Origin of the sequence: Rhizobium sp. TRM95796, assembly GCF_025779995.1 — a bacterium.
Classification (GTDB): Bacteria; Pseudomonadota; Alphaproteobacteria; order Rhizobiales; family Rhizobiaceae; genus Rhizobium_E.
The window spans coordinates 483193-501277 of record NZ_JAOXHE010000001.1 but is presented as its reverse complement, the minus strand read 5'-3'; the positions used below and the strand labels follow the sequence as shown (position 1 = coordinate 501277).

19 protein-coding genes are annotated in these 18085 nt (G+C 61.9%); 7 read left to right on the top strand and 12 right to left on the bottom strand.

Features of this window, described 5'->3' with window-relative positions:
- Positions 1-19: 19 nt before the first annotated feature.
- From OCK01_RS02435 to OCK01_RS02420, 4 genes are all read right to left on the bottom strand, one after another.
- On the bottom strand, positions 20-889 hold the full coding sequence (locus OCK01_RS02435; protein WP_263822537.1) for a methylenetetrahydrofolate reductase: 870 nt from the start codon (positions 887-889) through the stop codon (positions 20-22).
- A gap of 30 nt (positions 890-919) precedes the next feature.
- Positions 920-1222: a virulence factor gene (locus tag OCK01_RS02430; RefSeq protein WP_263822536.1), complete on the bottom strand. Its 303-nt coding sequence runs from the start codon at positions 1220-1222 to the stop codon at positions 920-922.
- 184 nt (positions 1223-1406) lie between these two features.
- The gene (locus tag OCK01_RS02425) at positions 1407-2075 is read right to left on the bottom strand and encodes an exopolysaccharide biosynthesis protein (protein ID WP_182829136.1); all 669 of its coding nucleotides are present in this window, start codon (positions 2073-2075) and stop codon (positions 1407-1409) included.
- 97 nt (positions 2076-2172) lie between these two features.
- A complete protein-coding gene (locus tag OCK01_RS02420; protein ID WP_182829137.1) occupies positions 2173-2787 on the bottom strand; it encodes a DUF1638 domain-containing protein in 615 nt (204 codons plus the stop codon).
- A 136-nt stretch (positions 2788-2923) separates the two neighbouring features.
- On the opposite strand from OCK01_RS02420, the gene OCK01_RS02415 reads away from it, so the two are divergent.
- Positions 2924-3070, top strand: a complete 147-nt coding sequence (locus tag OCK01_RS02415) for an entericidin (RefSeq protein WP_182829138.1) — start codon at positions 2924-2926, stop codon at positions 3068-3070.
- 77 nt (positions 3071-3147) lie between these two features.
- Here the strand turns inward: OCK01_RS02415 and OCK01_RS02410 are convergent, their stop codons facing one another.
- Positions 3148-3849: a corrinoid protein gene (locus tag OCK01_RS02410; protein WP_182829139.1), complete on the bottom strand. Its 702-nt coding sequence runs from the start codon at positions 3847-3849 to the stop codon at positions 3148-3150.
- Positions 3850-4129: 280 nt separating this feature from the next.
- Between OCK01_RS02410 and OCK01_RS02405 the strand changes: the two genes are divergently transcribed.
- From OCK01_RS02405 to OCK01_RS02380, 6 genes are all read left to right on the top strand, one after another.
- Entirely contained in the window at positions 4130-4528 is a 399-nt protein-coding gene (locus OCK01_RS02405; protein WP_263822535.1) for a hypothetical protein, read from the top strand.
- Positions 4525-6507, top strand: a complete 1983-nt coding sequence (locus OCK01_RS02400; RefSeq protein WP_263822534.1) for a putative bifunctional diguanylate cyclase/phosphodiesterase — start codon at positions 4525-4527, stop codon at positions 6505-6507. Before OCK01_RS02405 ends, OCK01_RS02400 begins: the two co-directional genes overlap by 4 nt.
- A 151-nt stretch (positions 6508-6658) precedes the next feature.
- Positions 6659-8227, top strand: a complete 1569-nt coding sequence (locus OCK01_RS02395; RefSeq protein WP_263822533.1) for a trimethylamine methyltransferase family protein — start codon at positions 6659-6661, stop codon at positions 8225-8227.
- A gap of 98 nt (positions 8228-8325) precedes the next feature.
- Positions 8326-9003, top strand: coding sequence for a ferredoxin (locus tag OCK01_RS02390; protein WP_263822532.1), 678 nt, complete (start codon positions 8326-8328; stop codon positions 9001-9003).
- Between the two features lie 54 nt (positions 9004-9057).
- On the top strand, positions 9058-9282 hold the full coding sequence (locus OCK01_RS02385; protein ID WP_263822531.1) for a DUF433 domain-containing protein: 225 nt from the start codon (positions 9058-9060) through the stop codon (positions 9280-9282).
- Positions 9282-9611 (top strand): DUF5615 family PIN-like protein, encoded by a 330-nt coding sequence (locus OCK01_RS02380; RefSeq protein ID WP_263822530.1) that lies wholly within the window; start codon positions 9282-9284, stop codon positions 9609-9611. Before OCK01_RS02385 ends, OCK01_RS02380 begins: the two co-directional genes overlap by 1 nt.
- On the opposite strand, the gene OCK01_RS02375 is transcribed toward OCK01_RS02380, so the two are convergent.
- The 7 genes from OCK01_RS02375 to OCK01_RS02345 form a co-directional block, all read right to left on the bottom strand.
- Complete coding sequence (locus OCK01_RS02375; RefSeq protein ID WP_263822529.1) at positions 9612-10490, bottom strand: DMT family transporter; 879 nt, start codon at positions 10488-10490, stop codon at positions 9612-9614.
- Positions 10487-11362 (bottom strand): DMT family transporter, encoded by an 876-nt coding sequence (locus tag OCK01_RS02370; RefSeq protein WP_263822528.1) that lies wholly within the window; start codon positions 11360-11362, stop codon positions 10487-10489. The genes OCK01_RS02375 and OCK01_RS02370 overlap by 4 nt, the downstream gene beginning before the upstream one ends.
- A 154-nt stretch (positions 11363-11516) precedes the next feature.
- Entirely contained in the window at positions 11517-11864 is a 348-nt protein-coding gene (locus tag OCK01_RS02365; protein ID WP_263822527.1) for a hypothetical protein, read from the bottom strand.
- Positions 11865-11879: 15 nt separating this feature from the next.
- Positions 11880-13547: a hypothetical protein gene (locus tag OCK01_RS02360; protein WP_263822526.1), complete on the bottom strand. Its 1668-nt coding sequence runs from the start codon at positions 13545-13547 to the stop codon at positions 11880-11882.
- A gap of 164 nt (positions 13548-13711) precedes the next feature.
- Positions 13712-14719 (bottom strand): betaine--homocysteine S-methyltransferase, encoded by a 1008-nt coding sequence (bmt, locus tag OCK01_RS02355; RefSeq protein ID WP_263822525.1) that lies wholly within the window; start codon positions 14717-14719, stop codon positions 13712-13714.
- 106 nt (positions 14720-14825) lie between these two features.
- Positions 14826-16661, bottom strand: a complete 1836-nt coding sequence (locus OCK01_RS02350) for a calcium-binding protein (RefSeq protein ID WP_263822524.1) — start codon at positions 16659-16661, stop codon at positions 14826-14828.
- A gap of 370 nt (positions 16662-17031) precedes the next feature.
- Positions 17032-18018, bottom strand: coding sequence for an aldo/keto reductase (locus OCK01_RS02345; protein WP_263822523.1), 987 nt, complete (start codon positions 18016-18018; stop codon positions 17032-17034).
- Between the last annotated feature and the right edge of the window lie 67 nt (positions 18019-18085).

Sequence of the window (18085 nt, the reverse complement as noted above, 5' to 3'; positions counted from 1 at the left end):
GTCCGTCTGATCCTCGAAATTAAGATGCGGCGCGCGCCGAAACGGCAGCGGAAGAGTTCATATCCCAAGAGCCACGCTCGACAAGCCATTCCGCGGATTTCTTAAGGCCGCCGAAGGGGAAAACGTGGATCTGCTTGATGGCAGAGTCGGGGTTGGCGAGGAAGTGCTTTTCGATCGGGCCGACCACATCCTCCGGCGAATGGCTGGTGGCGAGCGCGGTCAGCGACATTGCGTTCTTCTTGAGGAAGGAGATCGAGTTGCCGACGCCGCACATGGCCGCGTATTTGATCAGGGTGGTGATCTTGGCGGGGCCCGCCACGCCCAGGTGAACCGGCAGGTCTACGCCGGCAGCCTTGAGGCCCTCAGCCCAGGCGATGAACTTCTTGGCGTCGAAACCAAACTGGGTCGCGATGCGGACGCGGGCGCCGGTGCGTTCGGAAAAAGCCTGCTTGAGTTTTAAAGCCTCGATCGCAACGGCTTCGGAAAAATCGGGCGAGCCTTCGGGATGGCCGGCGACAGCGATGTCCATGATGCCGTATTTGTCGAAGAAGCCGGTGTCGAGCACTTCCATGGTCGAGCCGAATTCGCCCGCCTGCTTGTCGAGGCCGCCGCCGATGATCAGCACGTCCTTGACGCCGGCTTCGCCGACGGTGCGCTTGATGCGCTCTTCGAGCGCGACCTTGGTGGACAGGCGGCGCGAGGCGAAATGCGGCACGGCGGTGTAGCCGAGGGACGTGACGCGGCGGGCGGCGGCGACCAGCGTGTCGGTGGTGTCGGTGCCGATATCGGTGATGTAGACGCGGCTTCCGGCGGGAAACAGGCCCGGCAGGTCGGCGGATTCGATCGCCTGCTTCGGGGCGACTTCGATGGAAGCGGGAATTCTGGACATGAATGGGGGTCCTTGCGTGCTGGGCCTGGATTAGTTCTGTTCGCGACCGCCGGCTTTCACCAGCGCCACGAGCCGATCGCGGTCATAAGCGGCTTCGAGCTCGGCGGCGGCCTTGTCGGCCTCGCCTTCGAGATCGTCGGAGACCGGTACGGGGTCGGCCTTTCGCCATTCGGCGAGGTAATCATCCGTTTCCGCGGCGCCGGTGCGCATGGCGCACATATCGATCGCCTCGGTGAAGCGCAGCGACAATTCGCGCTTGGCGTTCTGCCGCCCCTTCTTGATGATCACCTGCGCGGGGATGTCGCGCCAAAACACAATGATGCGGTCCGCCATTCCCGAATACTCCTGTCAGGACATGCTGTCGCGGACCTGCGTTGCTGTGCGCCGGTCCGCTCTCCTCCGATGGGACTACAATGGAGCGGGAAGGGGGCTCGTGGCCCGGCTAGTCACGACGTCGCTTTGGTCTTAATGCGACACGCCTGTCGGCACATTGACAAAGCGCATCCAAACCGAGGGATCAGAAGGAGAAAAACGTCTTGACGCTCGCCCAATAGGTTGGAATTTGCCGGAGGACGGCAGGCACGGCGGAGAGAATTTCATAGCCGACATAGCCGATGACCACGGTGAATGCGAGCCCGAGCGCCACGCCCGCGAGCATGGTCAACCCGTCCCGTTCCGTCAATCCGAGGCCGATCAGCGCCAAGGCATAGGCCGGCCCCATATTGCCGAGGGGAATCGGAAGAAAGATGATCAGCGCCAGCAGCAGGGCAAACAATCCCAGAAACCGCTCATAGAGACGCATCTCGCCGACCCAGAAGCGCGGCTTGATGAAGCGTTCCGTCCAGGCGATCCAGGGAAGGAACTTATCCAGCACCTTGGCGAAGGCGCGGTTGTCGAAGGCGTATTCGTGGAGCCGGCGAGGCAGCCAGATCGTATCCAGCCGCGAGAACGCCATCTGAAACGAGACGAACACCAGCGGCAGCCCGAGGACGAAGGTCGCTCCCGGCGGAAGCGGAATGAGATTCGGCAGACAGAAAACGACGAGAAAAGCGCCGAAGGAGCGTTGCTCCATCCCGTCGGCGATTTCACCCAAGGTTATTTTTTCACCGGCATTGTCGGAAAGTTCGCGCAACAGATGCGACAGGCTCTGCCTGGGACGGGGGTGTTGGGGCTTCGCCGCGCTCATATCCATTCGGTCACACTGTCTCCAATTCCTCGGCCGCTCCCATGTAACGGTTGCGGGCAGGCTATCAAACAACAATGTCGCTTTTTTTTCGTTACGATCAGGCCCGCTTGAGCGCGTCGGTCAGATCGCCATAGCCGGTAAAGCGGTATTCGTAATCGAGCTTGAGGTAATCGGCGGCCCATTTGGCCTTGTTCTGCAGGTCCTCGTCCTCGGTCTGGGCGAGATAGACGATTTTGGTGTAGTTGCCGAACACCATGTCGCGCAGTTCAGGATGCTTGTCGAGCTTCAGCGGCTCGATCACGAAGGCTTCGAACTGACGGGTGATCAGGTCCGTCAGGTAAAAGGCGGTGAATTCGGTCTCGCATTCGGCGAGGAATTTATCGTTGCCGGTGAAGAAGGCGTAGCAATGCGGCCCGGCAATACGTTCGACGCCTTCCTCGGCGCAAATCTTGTCGAGTTCGCCCTGGGTGCCGCATTCCGCATAGCCGATAAAGATCTTTCGAAAGCCTTCGGCGCGGGCTTCGGCGATTTTCTCCCGCATGGCCGGCGCGATCTTCTCGGGAAAGACGTGCCATATTGCGGGCAGACACTGAAGATCGATATGGTCGAGGCCATGCTGGCTGCAAATGGCCAGCACTTCGCGGGCGATGGCGCCGCAAGCGATGACGCGCAACCGATCAGGCGCGCTCTCCGACCCTCGATTTTCGCTCATCGGTGTTCTCCTTCGCATAAATGCGCTCAATCTAGCCTCCGGCGCGAACAAATCCGCTCTTCGCGCGTTAGATCGGCGGACGGCCGGTGTATCGACCGGTTTTGGGCCCGATCATACGCTTCAACGGAGAGCAGACATGACCAAGATTTCGACCCGCATCGCCTTCGCCCTCATCGCCGCGCTCGCATTGTCGTCCTGCGGCAACACCATTCGCGGCATGGGCAAGGATGCGTCCAACACCGTCGACGCCACGCAGGACGCCGCCAACGACGTCGCCAACTGATCGGCTCAGCCAAAATCGAAAATGGCCGCGCGGAGTTCCCGCTGCGGCCATTTGTGCTTGGAGCCTGACGGCCGAAATCAGACGCCGGCGGCGAGCTGATTGTGCTTGCGCTTGATGAAGTCCTTGGCGGTTTCCACCGCGATCGCGGCGTCGCGGCAATAGGCGTCGGCCCCGACGGCCTTGCCGAATTCTTCGTTGAGCGGCGCGCCGCCCACGAGAACGACGTAGTCGTCGCGGATACCCTTTTCCTTCATCGTGTCGATGACCACCTTCATGTAAGGCATGGTGGTGGTCAGCAGCGCCGACATGCCGAGAATATCAGGCTTTTCGCGCTCGATCGCGTCGAGGTAGTTTTCGACCGGATTGTTGATGCCGAGGTCGATCACGTCGAAGCCCGCGCCTTCCATCATCATGCCGACAAGGTTCTTGCCGATGTCGTGGATGTCGCCCTTGACGGTGCCGATGACCATCTTGCCGAGCTTCGGCGCGCCGGTGGCGGCGAGCAGCGGACGCAGGATGAACATGCCGGCCTTCATGGCGTTGGCGGACAGAAGCACTTCCGGCACGAACAGGATGCCGTCGCGGAAGTCGACGCCGACGATGCGCATGCCCTCGACGAGCGCTTCGGTCAGGATGTCGTAAGGGGCCCAGCCGCGATCCAGAAGGATCCTGGTGGCTTCCTCGATTTCTTCCTTCAGCCCGTCGTAGAGATCGTCGTGCATCTGCTGCACAAGCTCTTCGTCCGAAAGCTCGGAGAGAATGATTTCATCGTCTGCCATGGCGCTCCTCGTCATCAATCTGCGGGCGCCGGATTCGGCGAAACCCTATGTTTCACTATAGTTAGCCTTGGACGTTTGCAAAGCGTTTTCGAAAGCGACGCTCTCCCGCACGAAAGCGACGGCAGCTTGCGACAAGCCGTATAATTCTTTTTTCGAATAAGCCGTTTTTAACGCGTGTTCCGCTAGGGAAGGCTGTTGGAGGTCGCCGATGCATATGAAAAGGCTGTGCAGTTTTCTTGTTTTTTTTCTATGGGCCGCAGCCTGCTGCGCCCAGGAAGCCGTGCTGGTGATCCGCACAGCCGAGAAGGTCGTCGAGATCCCGCTTTCGAAAATCGAGAAGCTGCAGCAAAGCGAATATGTCGCCATCCTACCTGGAATGGACGACAAACCGCATCGCGCGCGGGGTCCTCTTCTCAAGGATGTCCTGGCGTTGGCCGGTATCTCGGGGACGACGTTGATGGCGATCGGGTTTGATCGCTACCAGGCCGAGATTCCAATGTCGGATCTCGACGACTTCCCGGTGCTGGCGGCCCGCGAGGTTGACGGCAAGCCATTGACGTTGCGCGACAAAGGCCCTCTTTGGATCGTCTACCCTTCCGAAGCGCATCCTCACCTGCGTCTTAATCCGATCTACGAGGCGCGAAGCGTCTGGCAGCTGAAGGAAATCTCCATCCGATGATTCCTCGCCGCGCGTTGCGAAACCTCGCCTTGTTCCGATTTCCGGCCATGTTGCTGGCGATGGGCGTGATGCTCGTCGTCACCATCGGCAATATTTCCGCCATCGCGGATGGTTTGGGAATGCATCTGTTCAATTCCGCCCGCTACGAAGAGGCGACGCGGATGGAAATGGAGCTGTCCGATCTGTTGGTCAAGGCGCATCGCTTTTCCTATGGCGATCGCGACATCACGCGCGCCGACGTCAATATGGCGCTGGACATTTTCTGGTCGCGCGTCAACGTGGTCGCCACCGCGAACTATCAGCGCGCTTTGCGCGAGGCCGATATCGAGGACGCCAAGGTCGCCGTCGAAATAAAGGAGCGGCTTGGCGATTACGAGGCGGCGATCCAGAAACTCGCGCCGGGCGAGCGGACCAGCATTCGCCCGCTGCTGTCGCTGATTCGCGAATTCCAGACCCGCGTCAACGATATGAGCAGCGACGCCTATAGCGCGCGGCGTTTCCAAATGCAGAAGATGATCGAGCAGGAGCTCGCGAGTCTGGCGTCGCTAAAATCCATGCAGTCGGAATTCGCGGCATTGGTCGGCGTCCTCGTGCTGTTCGTGATCGTCGAGCTCGTCATTTCGCGGCGGGTCAATGTTCGCCTGAAGAGAGCCGTCGCCGACAAGGAGGCGCTGCTGGTCACGGATGGGCTGACCGGCATCGGCAATCGGCGGGGATTCGAAACCGACCTGTCGTCGCGGCCGCCTCTCAGTGAATTTTCGCTTCTGCTCGTCGATCTCGACGGCTTCAAGGACGTCAACGACACGATGGGCCATCCGGCCGGCGACGCGCTGCTGCGTCATGTCGCGACGGCCCTGGCGGAAAACGCCTTGCCCCTCGGCGGGGTCGTGGCGCGTCTCGGCGGCGACGAATTCGCCGTTCTGTTGAAGGGATCGCGCCACAGGGCGCTGGATTACGCGGAAGCGGCGCTCGCCGACATCTCGCGGCCGATCTCGGTCGAAGGCAAGACGATCCAGGTGACGGCGTCGATCGGCGTGGCGCATTCCAGCGACGCCCGCGATGCGACGCCTTTCGTCGAGACGCTGATGAAACACGCCGATCTCGCGCTTTACGCCGCCAAGGCGGATGGACGCAATTGCGCCCGCTTCACCACGGACGACATGATCGCCGACAATGCGCGCAAGCGGTGCCTCGGCAAGGATCTCGCGAAAGCGATCGCCGATGGCGATCTCGACGCGGCCTTCCAGCCGATCGTCTCCATGAAGACGGGACAGACGCTCAGCGTCGAGACGCTGGTTCGCTGGTCGCATCCGCGGTTCGGAGCGATTCCGGCTCCGGAGATCGTCCAGGCGGCGGAAGGCGCCGACCTCATCCTGCCGATGACCTTGCTGATGCTCGACCGCGCCTGTCTGCTCCGCGAGCGGCTTTCGGTATCGAACGACGCGCCGCGGATGGCGGTGAACCTGTCGCCGGCCTTGCTGTCGATGCCGGATCTGGCCAAGGCGATCGCCGACGTCCTCGCCAAGAGAGGCTGTCCGTCGGAGAGCGTCATTCTGGAGCTGACCGAAGACGCGGCGATGTCGCTCAGCGAGCAGGTCATGGACAATCTCGAAGCGTTGCGGGCTGCGGGTCTCCGGCTCGCGGTCGATGACTTCGGAACCGGCTACTCCAATCTCAGCCGGCTGGCGGCGCTCGAATTCGCCCAGATCAAGATCGACAAATCGCTGATCCGCCGTATTTCGGTCTGCGACCGCACTTATGAAATTGTCCGGCATGTCAGTCGTATGGCGCATGATCTCGGCATGGAGGTGGTGGGCGAGGGCGTCGAGACGGAATCCGACCGCGCGCTTCTGATGGGGCTCGGCGTTCCGCTGGGGCAGGGCTATCATTTCGCCCGTCCGATGTCCGACCTGTCGCTGATGGCATGGCTGGGAGAGCGGCGTGAAGGCCAGGCGAGCGCCCGTCTTCTGGCCGGCTGAGCGCAGCCTATTTCCGCCGTCCTGTTCCATCTCCGCCGCGCTTCGCTTCCAGCGACATGGGTGGCGCTTTTAGGAATGTCCCTTTTGCGGCATGGTTTAGGATCAAACCAAACACTAGGCCGCGCAGGCGGCGATCGCAGAGGACGAGACCATGGATGAGACAGTCGAACCAGTAGCCGCTCAGGGAGAAGGCGGCGGACGTCGCGGACGCGGCGCTGCGGCGCGCAGAGCGTCGCGCGCGGGCGGAGGTCCCAACCCGTCTCTTCCCTATATCACCCGCAAGATCCGCGAATATGAAGTTCTCGACGAGGAAGGCCTGGCGCTGATCGAGAAGAACGCCGACACGATTCTCGAAGAGATCGGCATCGAATTCCGCGAAGATCCGGAAGCGTTGGCGCTGTGGAAGGAAGCCGGCGCCGATGTGCGCGGCGAGCGCGTGCATTTCCCCAAGGGCCTGTGCCGCGAACTCCTGAAGACCGCGCCGTCGGAATTCACCTGGCACGCCCGCAATCCGGCCCGCAACTGCCAGATCGGCGGCAAGGCCACGGTGTTTGCGCCCGTCTACGGCCCTCCCTTCGTGCGGGATCTGGACGGCAACCGCCGATACGCCACGATCGAGGATTTCCGCAATTTCGTGAAGCTGGCCTATATGGCGCCGTCGGTGCATTCGTCCGGCGGCACGGTTTGCGAGCCTGTCGACGTTCCGGTGAACAAGCGTCACCTGGACATGATCTACAGCCACATCAAATATTCCGACAAGCCGTTCATGGGCTCGGTCACCGCGCCGGAACGCGCCGAAGACACGATCGCCATGGCGAAGCTGGTGTTCGGCGACGACTTCGTCGAAAACAATTGCGTGACGCTGAACCTCATCAACGCCAATTCGCCGATGGTGTTCGACGAGACCATGGTGGGCGCGCTCAAGGTTTACGCCCGTCACAATCAGGCGACGGTCATCTCGCCGTTCATCCTGTCGGGCGCCATGAGCCCGGTGACGGTGGTCGGCACGCTGACGCAGATCCTCGCCGAAGTGCTGGCCGGCGCCTCCTTCACCCAGCTGATCCGCAAGGGCGCGCCGGTGCTGTTCGGCACCTTCGCCGCTTCGATCTCCATGCAGTCGGGCGCGCCGACCTTCGGCACGCCGGAGCCGTCGCTCGTCTCCTATGGCGCAGCCCAGCTCGCCCGTCGTCTGGGCCTGCCTTTCCGCACCGGCGGCTCGCTCTGCGCCTCCAAGGTTCCGGACGCCCAGGCCGCGCATGAAAGCGCCAATACGATCAACATGACCCTGCTCGCCGGCACCAATTTCGTGCTGCACGCCGCAGGCTGGCTCGAAGGCGGTCTCGTGTCGTCCTACGAGAAGTTCATGATCGACCAGGACCAGCTCGGCATGATGCAGAAGATGGCCGAAGGCGTCGACCTCTCGGTCGAGGCGCAGGCGCTCGATGCGATCCGCGAAGTCGGCCCAGGCAGCCACTATCTCGGCTGCGCACATACCCAGGCCAACTTCCAGACCGCTTTCTATCGCTCCGCGCTCGCCGACAACAATTCCTACGAACAATGGGAAGTGGAAGGCGAAAAGCGCATCGAGCAGCGCGCCAATGCGCTGTGCCGCTCCTGGCTGGAACAGTATGAAGCGCCCGCGCTCGACCCGGCGATCGACGAAGCCCTGCTCGCCTATATCAAGGAGCGCAAGGATTCCATGCCCGACGCCTTCACTTGAAGGGGTCCCGTAGCCAGGGAGAGCGGCGGTCGGATGCAGGTTGAGGATATGATCCAGCGGGACGTCTGGCGTCCGCACTACAAACCCGACTGGATGCGATGACATACTCCTCGGACACACTCGCAAACCTCCGTGCGGCGCTTGCGCCGCACGGACTTTTTTTGCGCGGCGTTCTGCATTTCGACGGCGACGGGCCGGAGATGGCGGCGGGCAAGATGGCGCGGACGGTCGTGCTGATCGGCAATATCGGCGGCTCGCTTTGGCCGACCTTTTCGCAATGGCTGGAATTCGAGGGGACGGGGCTCGCTCATCCCCTCGACGCCTGGTCGGAACGCGTGATCCGACCCTTGGCCGCCCCGGGCGAAGCCTGGTTTCCTTCGGAGAAGCCGTGGAAGCCGTTCCAGCAATGGGCGATGCGCGCCGAGGGGCTGCAATCCTCGCCGCTCGGCATTCTCATCCACCCTGTTCACGGCCTCTGGCACGGCTATCGTGGCGCAATCGGCTTTGCAGAGAGGATCGGCGAGGCGACTGTCACCTTCGATCGTCATCCCTGCGATCACTGTCCCGACAAGCCCTGTCTGGCGGCCTGTCCGGCGGGGGCGATCACGGACGCAGGGTTCGGCTATGCCGCGTGTCGTGGATTTCTCGCCTCGGATGACGGGCAGGCGAGTTGCATGACGGGAGGATGCTTGTCCCGCGCGGCATGCCCTGTCGGGGCGGAGCATCGCTATGCGTCCGAGCAATTGCGGTTTCATATGGAGGCGTTGTCGCTGTGAAGTGACATGGGCGCAAACTGTGCTAGATTGGCGGCAGATTGCAGGATTAAGCTCATGAGCGAACTTCACAGGATCACGATCAGTTCAGACAAAAACGGTGGCCGTCCCAGTATCCGCGGATTGCGCATCCGTGTTGTCGACGTGTTGGATCTCCTCGCTTGCGGAGCTAGCAGAGAAGAGATTCTTGAAGACTATCCGCTCCTCGAACCCGAAGACATCACCGCCGCATTGGAATATGCAGCCCGACAAGCTGAACAACCCGTTCCGCGCGTCGCCTGATGCGTTTTCTGGTCGACGCGCAATTACCTACTGCGGTTGCGCGCTGGATCAGTTCGAGAGGACATGACGCGGTCCATGTTTCTGACCTCCATCTTCAAGACGCCAGCGACAGCGTGATTTGGGATTTGGCGCTGCGCGAATCTGCCGTGATTGTCTCTAAAGATCAGGATTTCGCCGATCGCCGCTCACGCGTGAAAATGGGGCCTCAAGTGGTGTGGATCAGAATCCGAAATTCGCGCAAGGCCGCCTTGCTTGCTCGCCTTGCTGAGATTTTCACCGAGGTTGAAGAAAGTTTGCTTGCCGGTGAAACCATCATCACCGCGCGTTGATCACCCAACCGCGCGCCTGCTCCACAGAATATTCCCGATCACCGCCGCCAGCACGATGGCGCCGCCGATCAAGGTTTGCGGCGTCACGCTTTCCTGAAAGGCGATCCACACCCACAAAGGCGCGAGAGGCGTGTCGAGCGTCGAGATCAGCGCCGTCTGCATGGCCGGCAATTTGCGCGAGCCGAGCGAGAACAGGGTCAGTCCCGCGGCGGAATTGACGAGGCCGAACAGGACCAGAAAGATCAGTTGCGGCGGTTGAGCCGCCGAGAGATCGGCGAAGGGAAGGCAGATCAACCCACTGGTCAGCGATCCCACGCAGGCGCATCCGGTGATCGAGATTTCGGGGTGACGTCGGATCAGGATGATGCAGAGCGTCATGCAGAGCGTCGACAGAACCGACAGCGCGTCCCCCGCAAGCCCGCCGTCGGCGCCGAAGCCCACCATGATCGCCACGCCGATGAGCGCAAGGCCGGCCGCGGCGACCGAGGCTGGCGTCGGCGTTTCGCGCAGCACGAACCAGCCGAGGAACCCGGCCATCAGCGGCAGCGTGGCGAAGATGACCGCGTTGTGCGCCACCGAGGTGAGGCCAAGCGAGCCGACGAAGGCGGTCATGCCGGCGACGACGAACACGATATAGAGCAGCGACGCGCCGCGCATGTTCGTAAACAGGCGCGGCCAGTTGCGCCCTTCGGTCATGACGATGATCGCAAACAGGCCCAGGCCGCCGAAAATGCCGCGTCCTGCGATCATGGCGGCATAGTCGAGTCCGATCAGCCGCGTGAAGAAACCGGCCGTGCTCCAGGTGGCGGCGGCCAGCATGACGAAGATCACGCCGATCTGGCGGTCGCGATGGATCTGGTCGAAGGCGAGGTCGGTCATGCCGGGCTTCCCATGGGTTGGCGGCGCTGGGTCCAGAGGACGTGGGCGAACACGGCGGCCATGACCACGCCGCCGCCCACGAGCGTCTGCGCAGCGACGGTCTCGCCGAACGCGATCCACACCCAGAGAGGCGCGAGCGGCGTATCGAGCGCCCCGATCAGGCCCGTTTCGATCGCCGGCAGGCGTTTCGAGCCCCAGGCGAAGCAGGCGAGGCCCATGGCGGAATTGACCGCGCCAAAGGCGGCGAGCTGCCAGAGTTCGACGGTGGTGACCGACAGGGGATCGCCCAGCGGCCAACAGATCAGCCCGCTCAACAGCGCGCCGATGGCCGCCGCCGGCGCTGCCGCCATGGTCGGGTTCTTGCGCATCAGGATGATCGAGAAGCCCATGCACAGCGTCATGCCCAGAGCCAGCGCGTCGCCGAACAGCCCGCCGTCGGCGCCGAAGCCGACCATGACGGCGACGCCGACGAGGGCCGCGACACTGGCCGTGATCGCTCCGCGGTCGGGGATCTCGTCGAGGAAGATCCAGCCGAGAAAGGCGGCGATGAAGGGGATGGTTGCGTAGATCACCGCGCCATGCGCCACCGATGTGTGGGCAAACGAGGTGATGAACATAATCATGCCGCAGACGGTGAGGGCAATATAGGCGAGCTCCGGCTTGCCGATGCGCAGGAATTCCCGCGTCCAGCCGCGACCATGCATCAAAATCACCACAATCAGCAGACTGAGCGCGCCGAAGATGCCGCGCCAGGCCAAAAGCGTGAAGCTGTCATGTGGGATGAGGCGGGTGAAAAAGCCGGCGGTGCTCCAGGCGACCGCCGAAAGCGTGACGAGCAGGAGCCCGAGTTGATAGTCGCGGCGCGGTGTCATGGGAGGCCCTTGCGGAGAGTTCGAACAAAGTTAGAACAAACTTCTCCCGCTTTCTACCGCAAGCGGTTGAAAACAGCCGCTAAATTTTCTTGATCCCAGCCCCAAGGTTTTTTGAAGATCGGGCTCGGCGGTCGTCATCGGCGGCCGCGACAGGTCACACCGGCGCGGGCGGGAAAGCGCGTTCGAGCCCTTTCGAGCGCTTCAACCCCTCGCGATAGGCGGCGTAAGCCGGGTGCTGGGAGGATTTCGCGAGCTCCAACAGGCGGAACTGAAGCCGCGCCGGGGCATTGTGACCCAGCCATTCGCCGGTCTTTTCAAGCTTGAGCGAATTCAGAAAACGCGCTTCCGCCGCGCGGTTCAGCCAGAGCGTCAAGCCTTCGATGAGATTGTCGTCCTGAACGGGATTTTCCATCAGCAGCTTGAGGAAGCTCTGGTCGGCCTCCTGAAAGGTCTGGACTTTTTCGGCGACGGCGTCGCGGTCGGGAAAGGGGGCTGCGGTCATTGCGTCTTCATCCGTTCAGTTCGTCCTGGCGACGGGCGGCGGCGGATCGATGTCTTCGGGAGGCAGTCCGGCCCGTGCGCGCATCATCATTTGCCCATACGCCGATTCGAGGTTTCGAGCGAAAAATGCGGGATCGAAAACGCTGGAGCCTGCGACTTTCCCAAGTATTTTTCGGGAGAGAGCCTGCCTCTTCTCGGCGTCGCGGGCGAGCGAAACGGCCAGATCGACATAACCGGCGTCATCCGAGACGGTCAATTCGTCGAGCCCGAGCGTATCGAGCAGGCTTTCGGTCATCCGGCCCCAGAAGGCGTCCGTGCGCATCGAAACCACGGGCAGTCCGAGTTGCAGCGCCTCGGCGATCATGGCTGGGCCATTGTGCGGGAAACTGTCGAGCGCGACATCGGCTGCCGCCAGGCGCGCCATACGTTCGGCGCGGCTGGCGGCCGGCGTCGAAAAGCGAACTCGTTCTCCCGCCACGCCCGCCTCGACCATGGCGGCCAGAAGATTGTCTCGGCTGAAGCGGTTGGCGAATTGCAGCCAGAGCACGGCCCGCTCTTCCGCCTTGAGGATAGCGGCGAGACTTGCAAAGCAGGCGGGCGACAGCCGACGCTTTTCATGAAAGAAGGCGAAAACGACGGCGTCCTCCGGCAAATCCAGCGACGCGCGGCTTCGAATTTCCATCTCTCCCGTCCACGGCGGCAGCGGGGCGAAGACGCCCGGCAGACGACAGATCTTCTCTCGATATCGGCGCGTCGCCTCGGGGGGCACGACCGTGGCGTCGGCGATGACATAATCATAGTTCAAGCCGGCGCTCGGACCGGTGACGCCGAGAAAGCCGACCGTCAAGGTCGCCAGACCGCCCGCCAACAGGTTCTGGCGGCCGTTCGGGGCGTGGCCGGCGAGATCGACGAGGATGTCGAGGCCGAGGGCGCGGATGTCGGCGGAAGCGCTGTCGTCGTTGATCCCGCCGATCGCGAGCGCCGGATGACGTGTTTCCGGCGACGTTTCCGTCTCCAGCGTGATCAGGCTGAAGGCGATCCGGGAGGCGTCATGGCATGCGAGGACCGGCTCGATCAGCCGCATGGGAGACGATTCGGGGGTTAGCGAGGGCAGGAGATAGCCGATCCGCAACATCGTCTGCTCGGTGGAGAGCAGTGGCTTTTGCTGTTGCGGCAAGTCCTGGGGGAAGAGCCGCAAGTCGGCCGCCAGCGCCTCGTCGTCGGCCCAGTCGATATGGGTGTAGGGATCTTCCGCCGAGCGCCAGAACGGATCGCCGCCGCGAAGCCGGGCCATGAGAGCGTCGTTTTCTTCGGCGATTTCGCGGAACAGGCAGGTATGGCGCAAGGCGCGATAGTAGAAACGGTGCGTGCGCGGATCCTGCGGCGCGAGATCGCGGGCGTTTAGGCCGGCCTGAAAGGCTTCGTTCACAGCGAGATGTTCGAGAAACAGATGGCCGGCGATCAGCATGAAGGCGGCGTGATCGCGGCCTTCGGTTTCGGCGGCCCGCCTAAAGTGTCTGGCGGCTCTGAGTGGAGATCCGGTCCGCAAATGGCATTGCGCCAGGATCACCAGCAAGGCTTGCGGGCAATCTGGTTCCTGGGCCAATACGCCGTAATCGGCGATGACTCCCTGGTATTCCCCCGCCTGATAACGCCGAAGCGCATCTTCGAGCGCTGACGTCATGGAGCCTCCGGTTTCGATCGCGACTGGAATGGAATCATCGGCGCGGTGTGTCCCCTTTGGAAAAGAGATATCGCTAGCCATGCTTGTCCGACCCTGACCCCGCGCAAGTCACGAAAAAGGGGCCCTCGCCGGGCCCCTTAAATCGAATCTCCGCTCCGTCGGTTTCAGCCGCGGCTACGGCCGCGACGTTCGCGGGGCGCGGCGGCGTCTTCGGCGGTCTTGTTGCGCAGCGGGCCGATGCGTTCGACGATGGTCTCCAGTGTCGGGCGGGGGCCGGGCGTATGGCTGTCGACGGCCTGGCGGATCGCGGCGAGGTGCTCGCAGGAGGTGCCGCAGCAGCCGCCGATGATTTTCGCGCCGGCGTCCATGGCCAGCCGCGCGTAATCTGCCATCAGGGGCGGGGTGCCGGAATAATAGATCTTCTCGCCGCGGAATTCGGGGATGCCGCAATTGCCCTTGACGACGACGGTGGCGTCCGGCTTGGCCTCGGTCATGGCGAGCAGGGTGGCCAGAATGTCGGAGGCGCCGACGCCGCAATTGGCGCCGACGGCGACAGGGCCTTCGCCGATATCGGCGGCGACGCCATGGATATCCTTGGGCGCCAGACCCATCATGGTCTTGCCGGCGGTGTCGAAGGAGCCGGTATAGACATAGGGCATGCCGGTCTTCACGGCTGCTTCGCAGGCGGCGCGGATTTCTTCGGCCGAGGACATGGTCTCGATCCAGGCGACGTCTGCGCCGCCTTCCTTGAGGCCGGCCATCTGCTCGGCGAAGGACGCGACCGCGTCTTCATAGGACATCGCGCCGAGCGGAATCAGCAATTCTCCGGTCGGACCGACCGAGCCCGCGACGATCACCTTGCGCGGGGCCTTGTCGGCGACGGCGCGGGCGATCTCGGCCGCCTTCTTGTTGAGTTCGTGAACCCGGTCCTGCGCATGATGCAGTTTGAGGCGATGGCGAGTGCCGCCGAAGGAATTGGTCAGGATGATGTCGGCGCCGGCGTCGACGAAATCCTGATGCAGCTTGGTGATGTTCTCCGGCTTGTCCTCGTTCCACATTTCGGGCGCTTCGCCGGCTTCCAGGCCCATGGCGAACAACGAGGTGCCGGTGGCGCCGTCGGCGAGGAGAACGCCCTTCTGGGCGAGCAGGTCTGATAGCGGATTGGCGGTCATCGGCGGGTCCTCGCGATTGCTGTTGGAAAAAGATATAAAGATATCTTTATGTGATGGCAAGGGCCGTCTTGTTCGGGCGGACGCGTTTGCATCCGCCCGAACATAGTCAGAGGTCGAAATGCTGTTGGGTCAGCTTGACGCTGTCGTCGAGGTGAAGGAGAAAATCGACCTTGCCGTCACCGTTCATATCTCCCTTGATCCAGGTGTCGCTCTTCTCCTTGTCGACACGCAGTTCGCCGGCATGTTTGGAGAAGCTGTCGTCGCCGATGAACGTAAAAGCCTGATTGCCTGACTTGTGGGTATTGGCGTCGATCGCGCCGAGATCGATCACGTCCTTCTGTCGGACGTTAAAATCGAGGATCGTATCGGCGGATTTGACTGTTGACCCGGTATCCGAGGCCGCGAATACGAAGACGTCCTTACCGCCGCCGCCGATCAGCGTGTCGACGCCCGCGCCGCCGATGATCCTGTCGTTTCCGCCGCCGCCGTTCAGTCGATCGTCGCCTCCGAGACCCGAAATCGTCGTCTTGTTGTCGCCGCCCGTCAGGTTGTCGTCCTTGGATGTTCCTTTCAATGTCGGCGAGTTCGAGACCGCAGACAGTTTATAGTCGCCGATGGTGGAGAATGAATTGCCTGCGGCTTCCAGATAGATTTTGCCGGATATGTCGGCTTTCCAGGTAATAGTGGCGGAGTCACCGTTGTCATAGACCAGGCGGTCGCCATTCTTATCGTGCAATGCGAGATAGACGTCATCGGCGCCATTTTTCCCGCCTGTGCCGGTCAGGTCGAACTCATAGGTGCGGCCCTTGCGAACGGTCAGTTGATGCCAGTCACTGTCCTGGTTCGCGTCGATCTTGCTTTGCGTAACGCCTCCTTCGACGATGATGCGATCCGTGTCGGTGTTGTTGACGATCGTATCACGTCCGACATTGGTGATCTTATACTTGCCGATATCGCCGCCGCTATCGGTGACTTCAACGAAATAGACGCCGTCATCCTCCGCAGTATAGGCGTTGGCGAAGCTCGAGCTGGAATAGTTGGTTCCTGAGGAAACGATATTTCCGTCGGCGTCTCGAATATTCACGTCGCCGTCCGGCAACTTGCTGGCGCCTGTCCCATCGACGCGAAACGCGTAGCTGATGCCAGCTTCGAGTTTCACCTTGAACCAATCCGAATCGCCGTTCACCTCGATGGCGCTGGTGTGGGTCTTGGTGGACCCCAGCGAAACGGTCGTCTGGTTATTGCGCAGGATCGTATCGTTGCCGAGCCAGGACAGTTTGTAGTTTCCGGTGTCCGAGCTGTCGGCGACTTCGAGGTAATAGGCGCCGGTGCGTTCCGCGGCGTCATAGATCGAGTAGCTGGAATTGCTGTAGTTGGTTCCCGACACGACGACGTTGCCGTCGGCGTCGCGCAAATTGAGATCTCCATCCGGCAAGCTGCCCTGGGAGCCGTCGCCGGAGACGTTGAAACCATAATTAAGGCCGGCTTTTAGTTCCACCTTCACCCAGTCGGAATCGCCGGCGACGTCGATCGCGCTTTTGAATGTTTGGCCTTGGGCCAGCGTGGCGGTGGTGGCGGCGTTGCGCAGCACCGTGTCGTTGCCGAGCCAGGTGAGCTTGTAGTTGCCGAGATCGCTGCTGTCCGTGACGCCGACGTAATAGGGGCCGGATGCCGGCGCCTTATAGGTAATGCTCGTGCTGGTCTGCGAATAATTCGTTCCGCCGGTCAAGCGATTGCCCGTGCTGTCGTAGAGATAGAGATCGGCGTCGGGAAGTGACGATCCCGAACCGTCGCCTGAAACTTTGAAGCCGTAATCAAGGCCTGCGGTCATTTCCGCGCGGTACCAGTCGCTGTCGCCGGAGAATGTCAGTTCGCCGTTCAGCACTTGGCCTTGGGTGATGGTCGCGGTGGTGGACGTATCGCCTGGTATGGTCGTGGACATCTTCACTCCTTCCTCTTTCACATCTCGGCGCGCGCCAGACGGATGAGAAGAGATCGAGCGTCCATCTCCCGGCGGCGCCGCGGCAGCCGCAACTCAGAAAGCAATTAAGGCATTAATAAGAAACGGAATTTTGCGTATCGTCGCAAAATATCGGTATTTATTTTGGTGCGCTAATAGATGGGAGCTTCGGCGCCGGCGGATTTCGTCGAGATCACGTGCTGGATCAAAGCGAACGGTGGGATGATTTCAGCGCAAGAAAGCCGAGCAATTATTTGCCGCAAAAGCGCGTCAGGCACTAGCAAAACGTTAAATTGCTGGACGCCGCCATGTCGGCGGCGTCCATTAGACGAATCGCAGGCTTGCGATCAACTCACCATTTCTGGTGAACGTGCGGCGCGATCATCTCGTCATAGATCGCCTTCACCTCGGCCATGACTTCATCCGAAAGAGCGGGGAGGGCGGAGGCCTGGGCATTGTCTTCGGCCTGCGCCTCGTTCTTGGCGCCGGGGATGACGACGGTGACGGCATCGTTCATGAGGATCCAGCGCAGCGCGAATTGCGCCATGGTCGCGCCGCCCGGAACCAGGGGGCGCAGGCGTTCGACGGCGGCGAGGCCGACCTCATAAGGCACGCCCGAGAAGGTTTCGCCCATGTCGAAGGCTTCGCCGTTGCGGTTGAAAGCGCGGTGGTCATCCGAAGCGAACTGGCTCGCAGCGCTCATCTTGCCGGTCAGCATGCCGGAGGAGAGGGGGACGCGGATGATGGTGGCGATATTTTTCGCCTTGGCTTCGCGGAAGAACAGGTCAGCCGGGCGCTGGCGGAAGATGTTGTAGATGATCTGCACCGAAACGACATTCGGGAATTCGATCGCTTTCAGCGCTTCCTCGACCTTTTCGACCGAGACGCCGTAATAGCGGATCTTGCCCTTGGCGGTGAGCTCGTCGAGCGCCGCAAACATTTCCTGGCGGTAATAGACTTCTGTCGGCGGGCAATGCAGTTGGACGAGATCGAGCGTCTCGACGCCGAGATTGGTCAGTGACCGATCGATGAAAGCTTCGATATTGGCCTTGGTGTAGCCATCGGCCACATGCGGGTTCAGCCGCCGGCCGGCCTTGGTGGCGACCATCGGGCGCTCGCCGCCGCGTTCCTTCAGCACGTCGCGGATGATCTTTTCCGAGCAGCCGTCGCCATAGACGTCGGCGGTGTCGATAAAGGTCATGCCGGCGTCGAGCGCGGCATGAAGCGCGGTCTTGGCGTCGCCTTCCGCGACATCGCCCCAGGAGCCGCCGATGGCCCAGGCCCCGAAGCCGATCTCCGACACCGACCAGGGCGTGCGGCTGAACTGACGTGATTTCATGTGGTCTCTCCTCTTTGCAGGCGCATTTTTCAGCCGGAGGGGAGGAAGTCAATGAGAGGCAATTGTA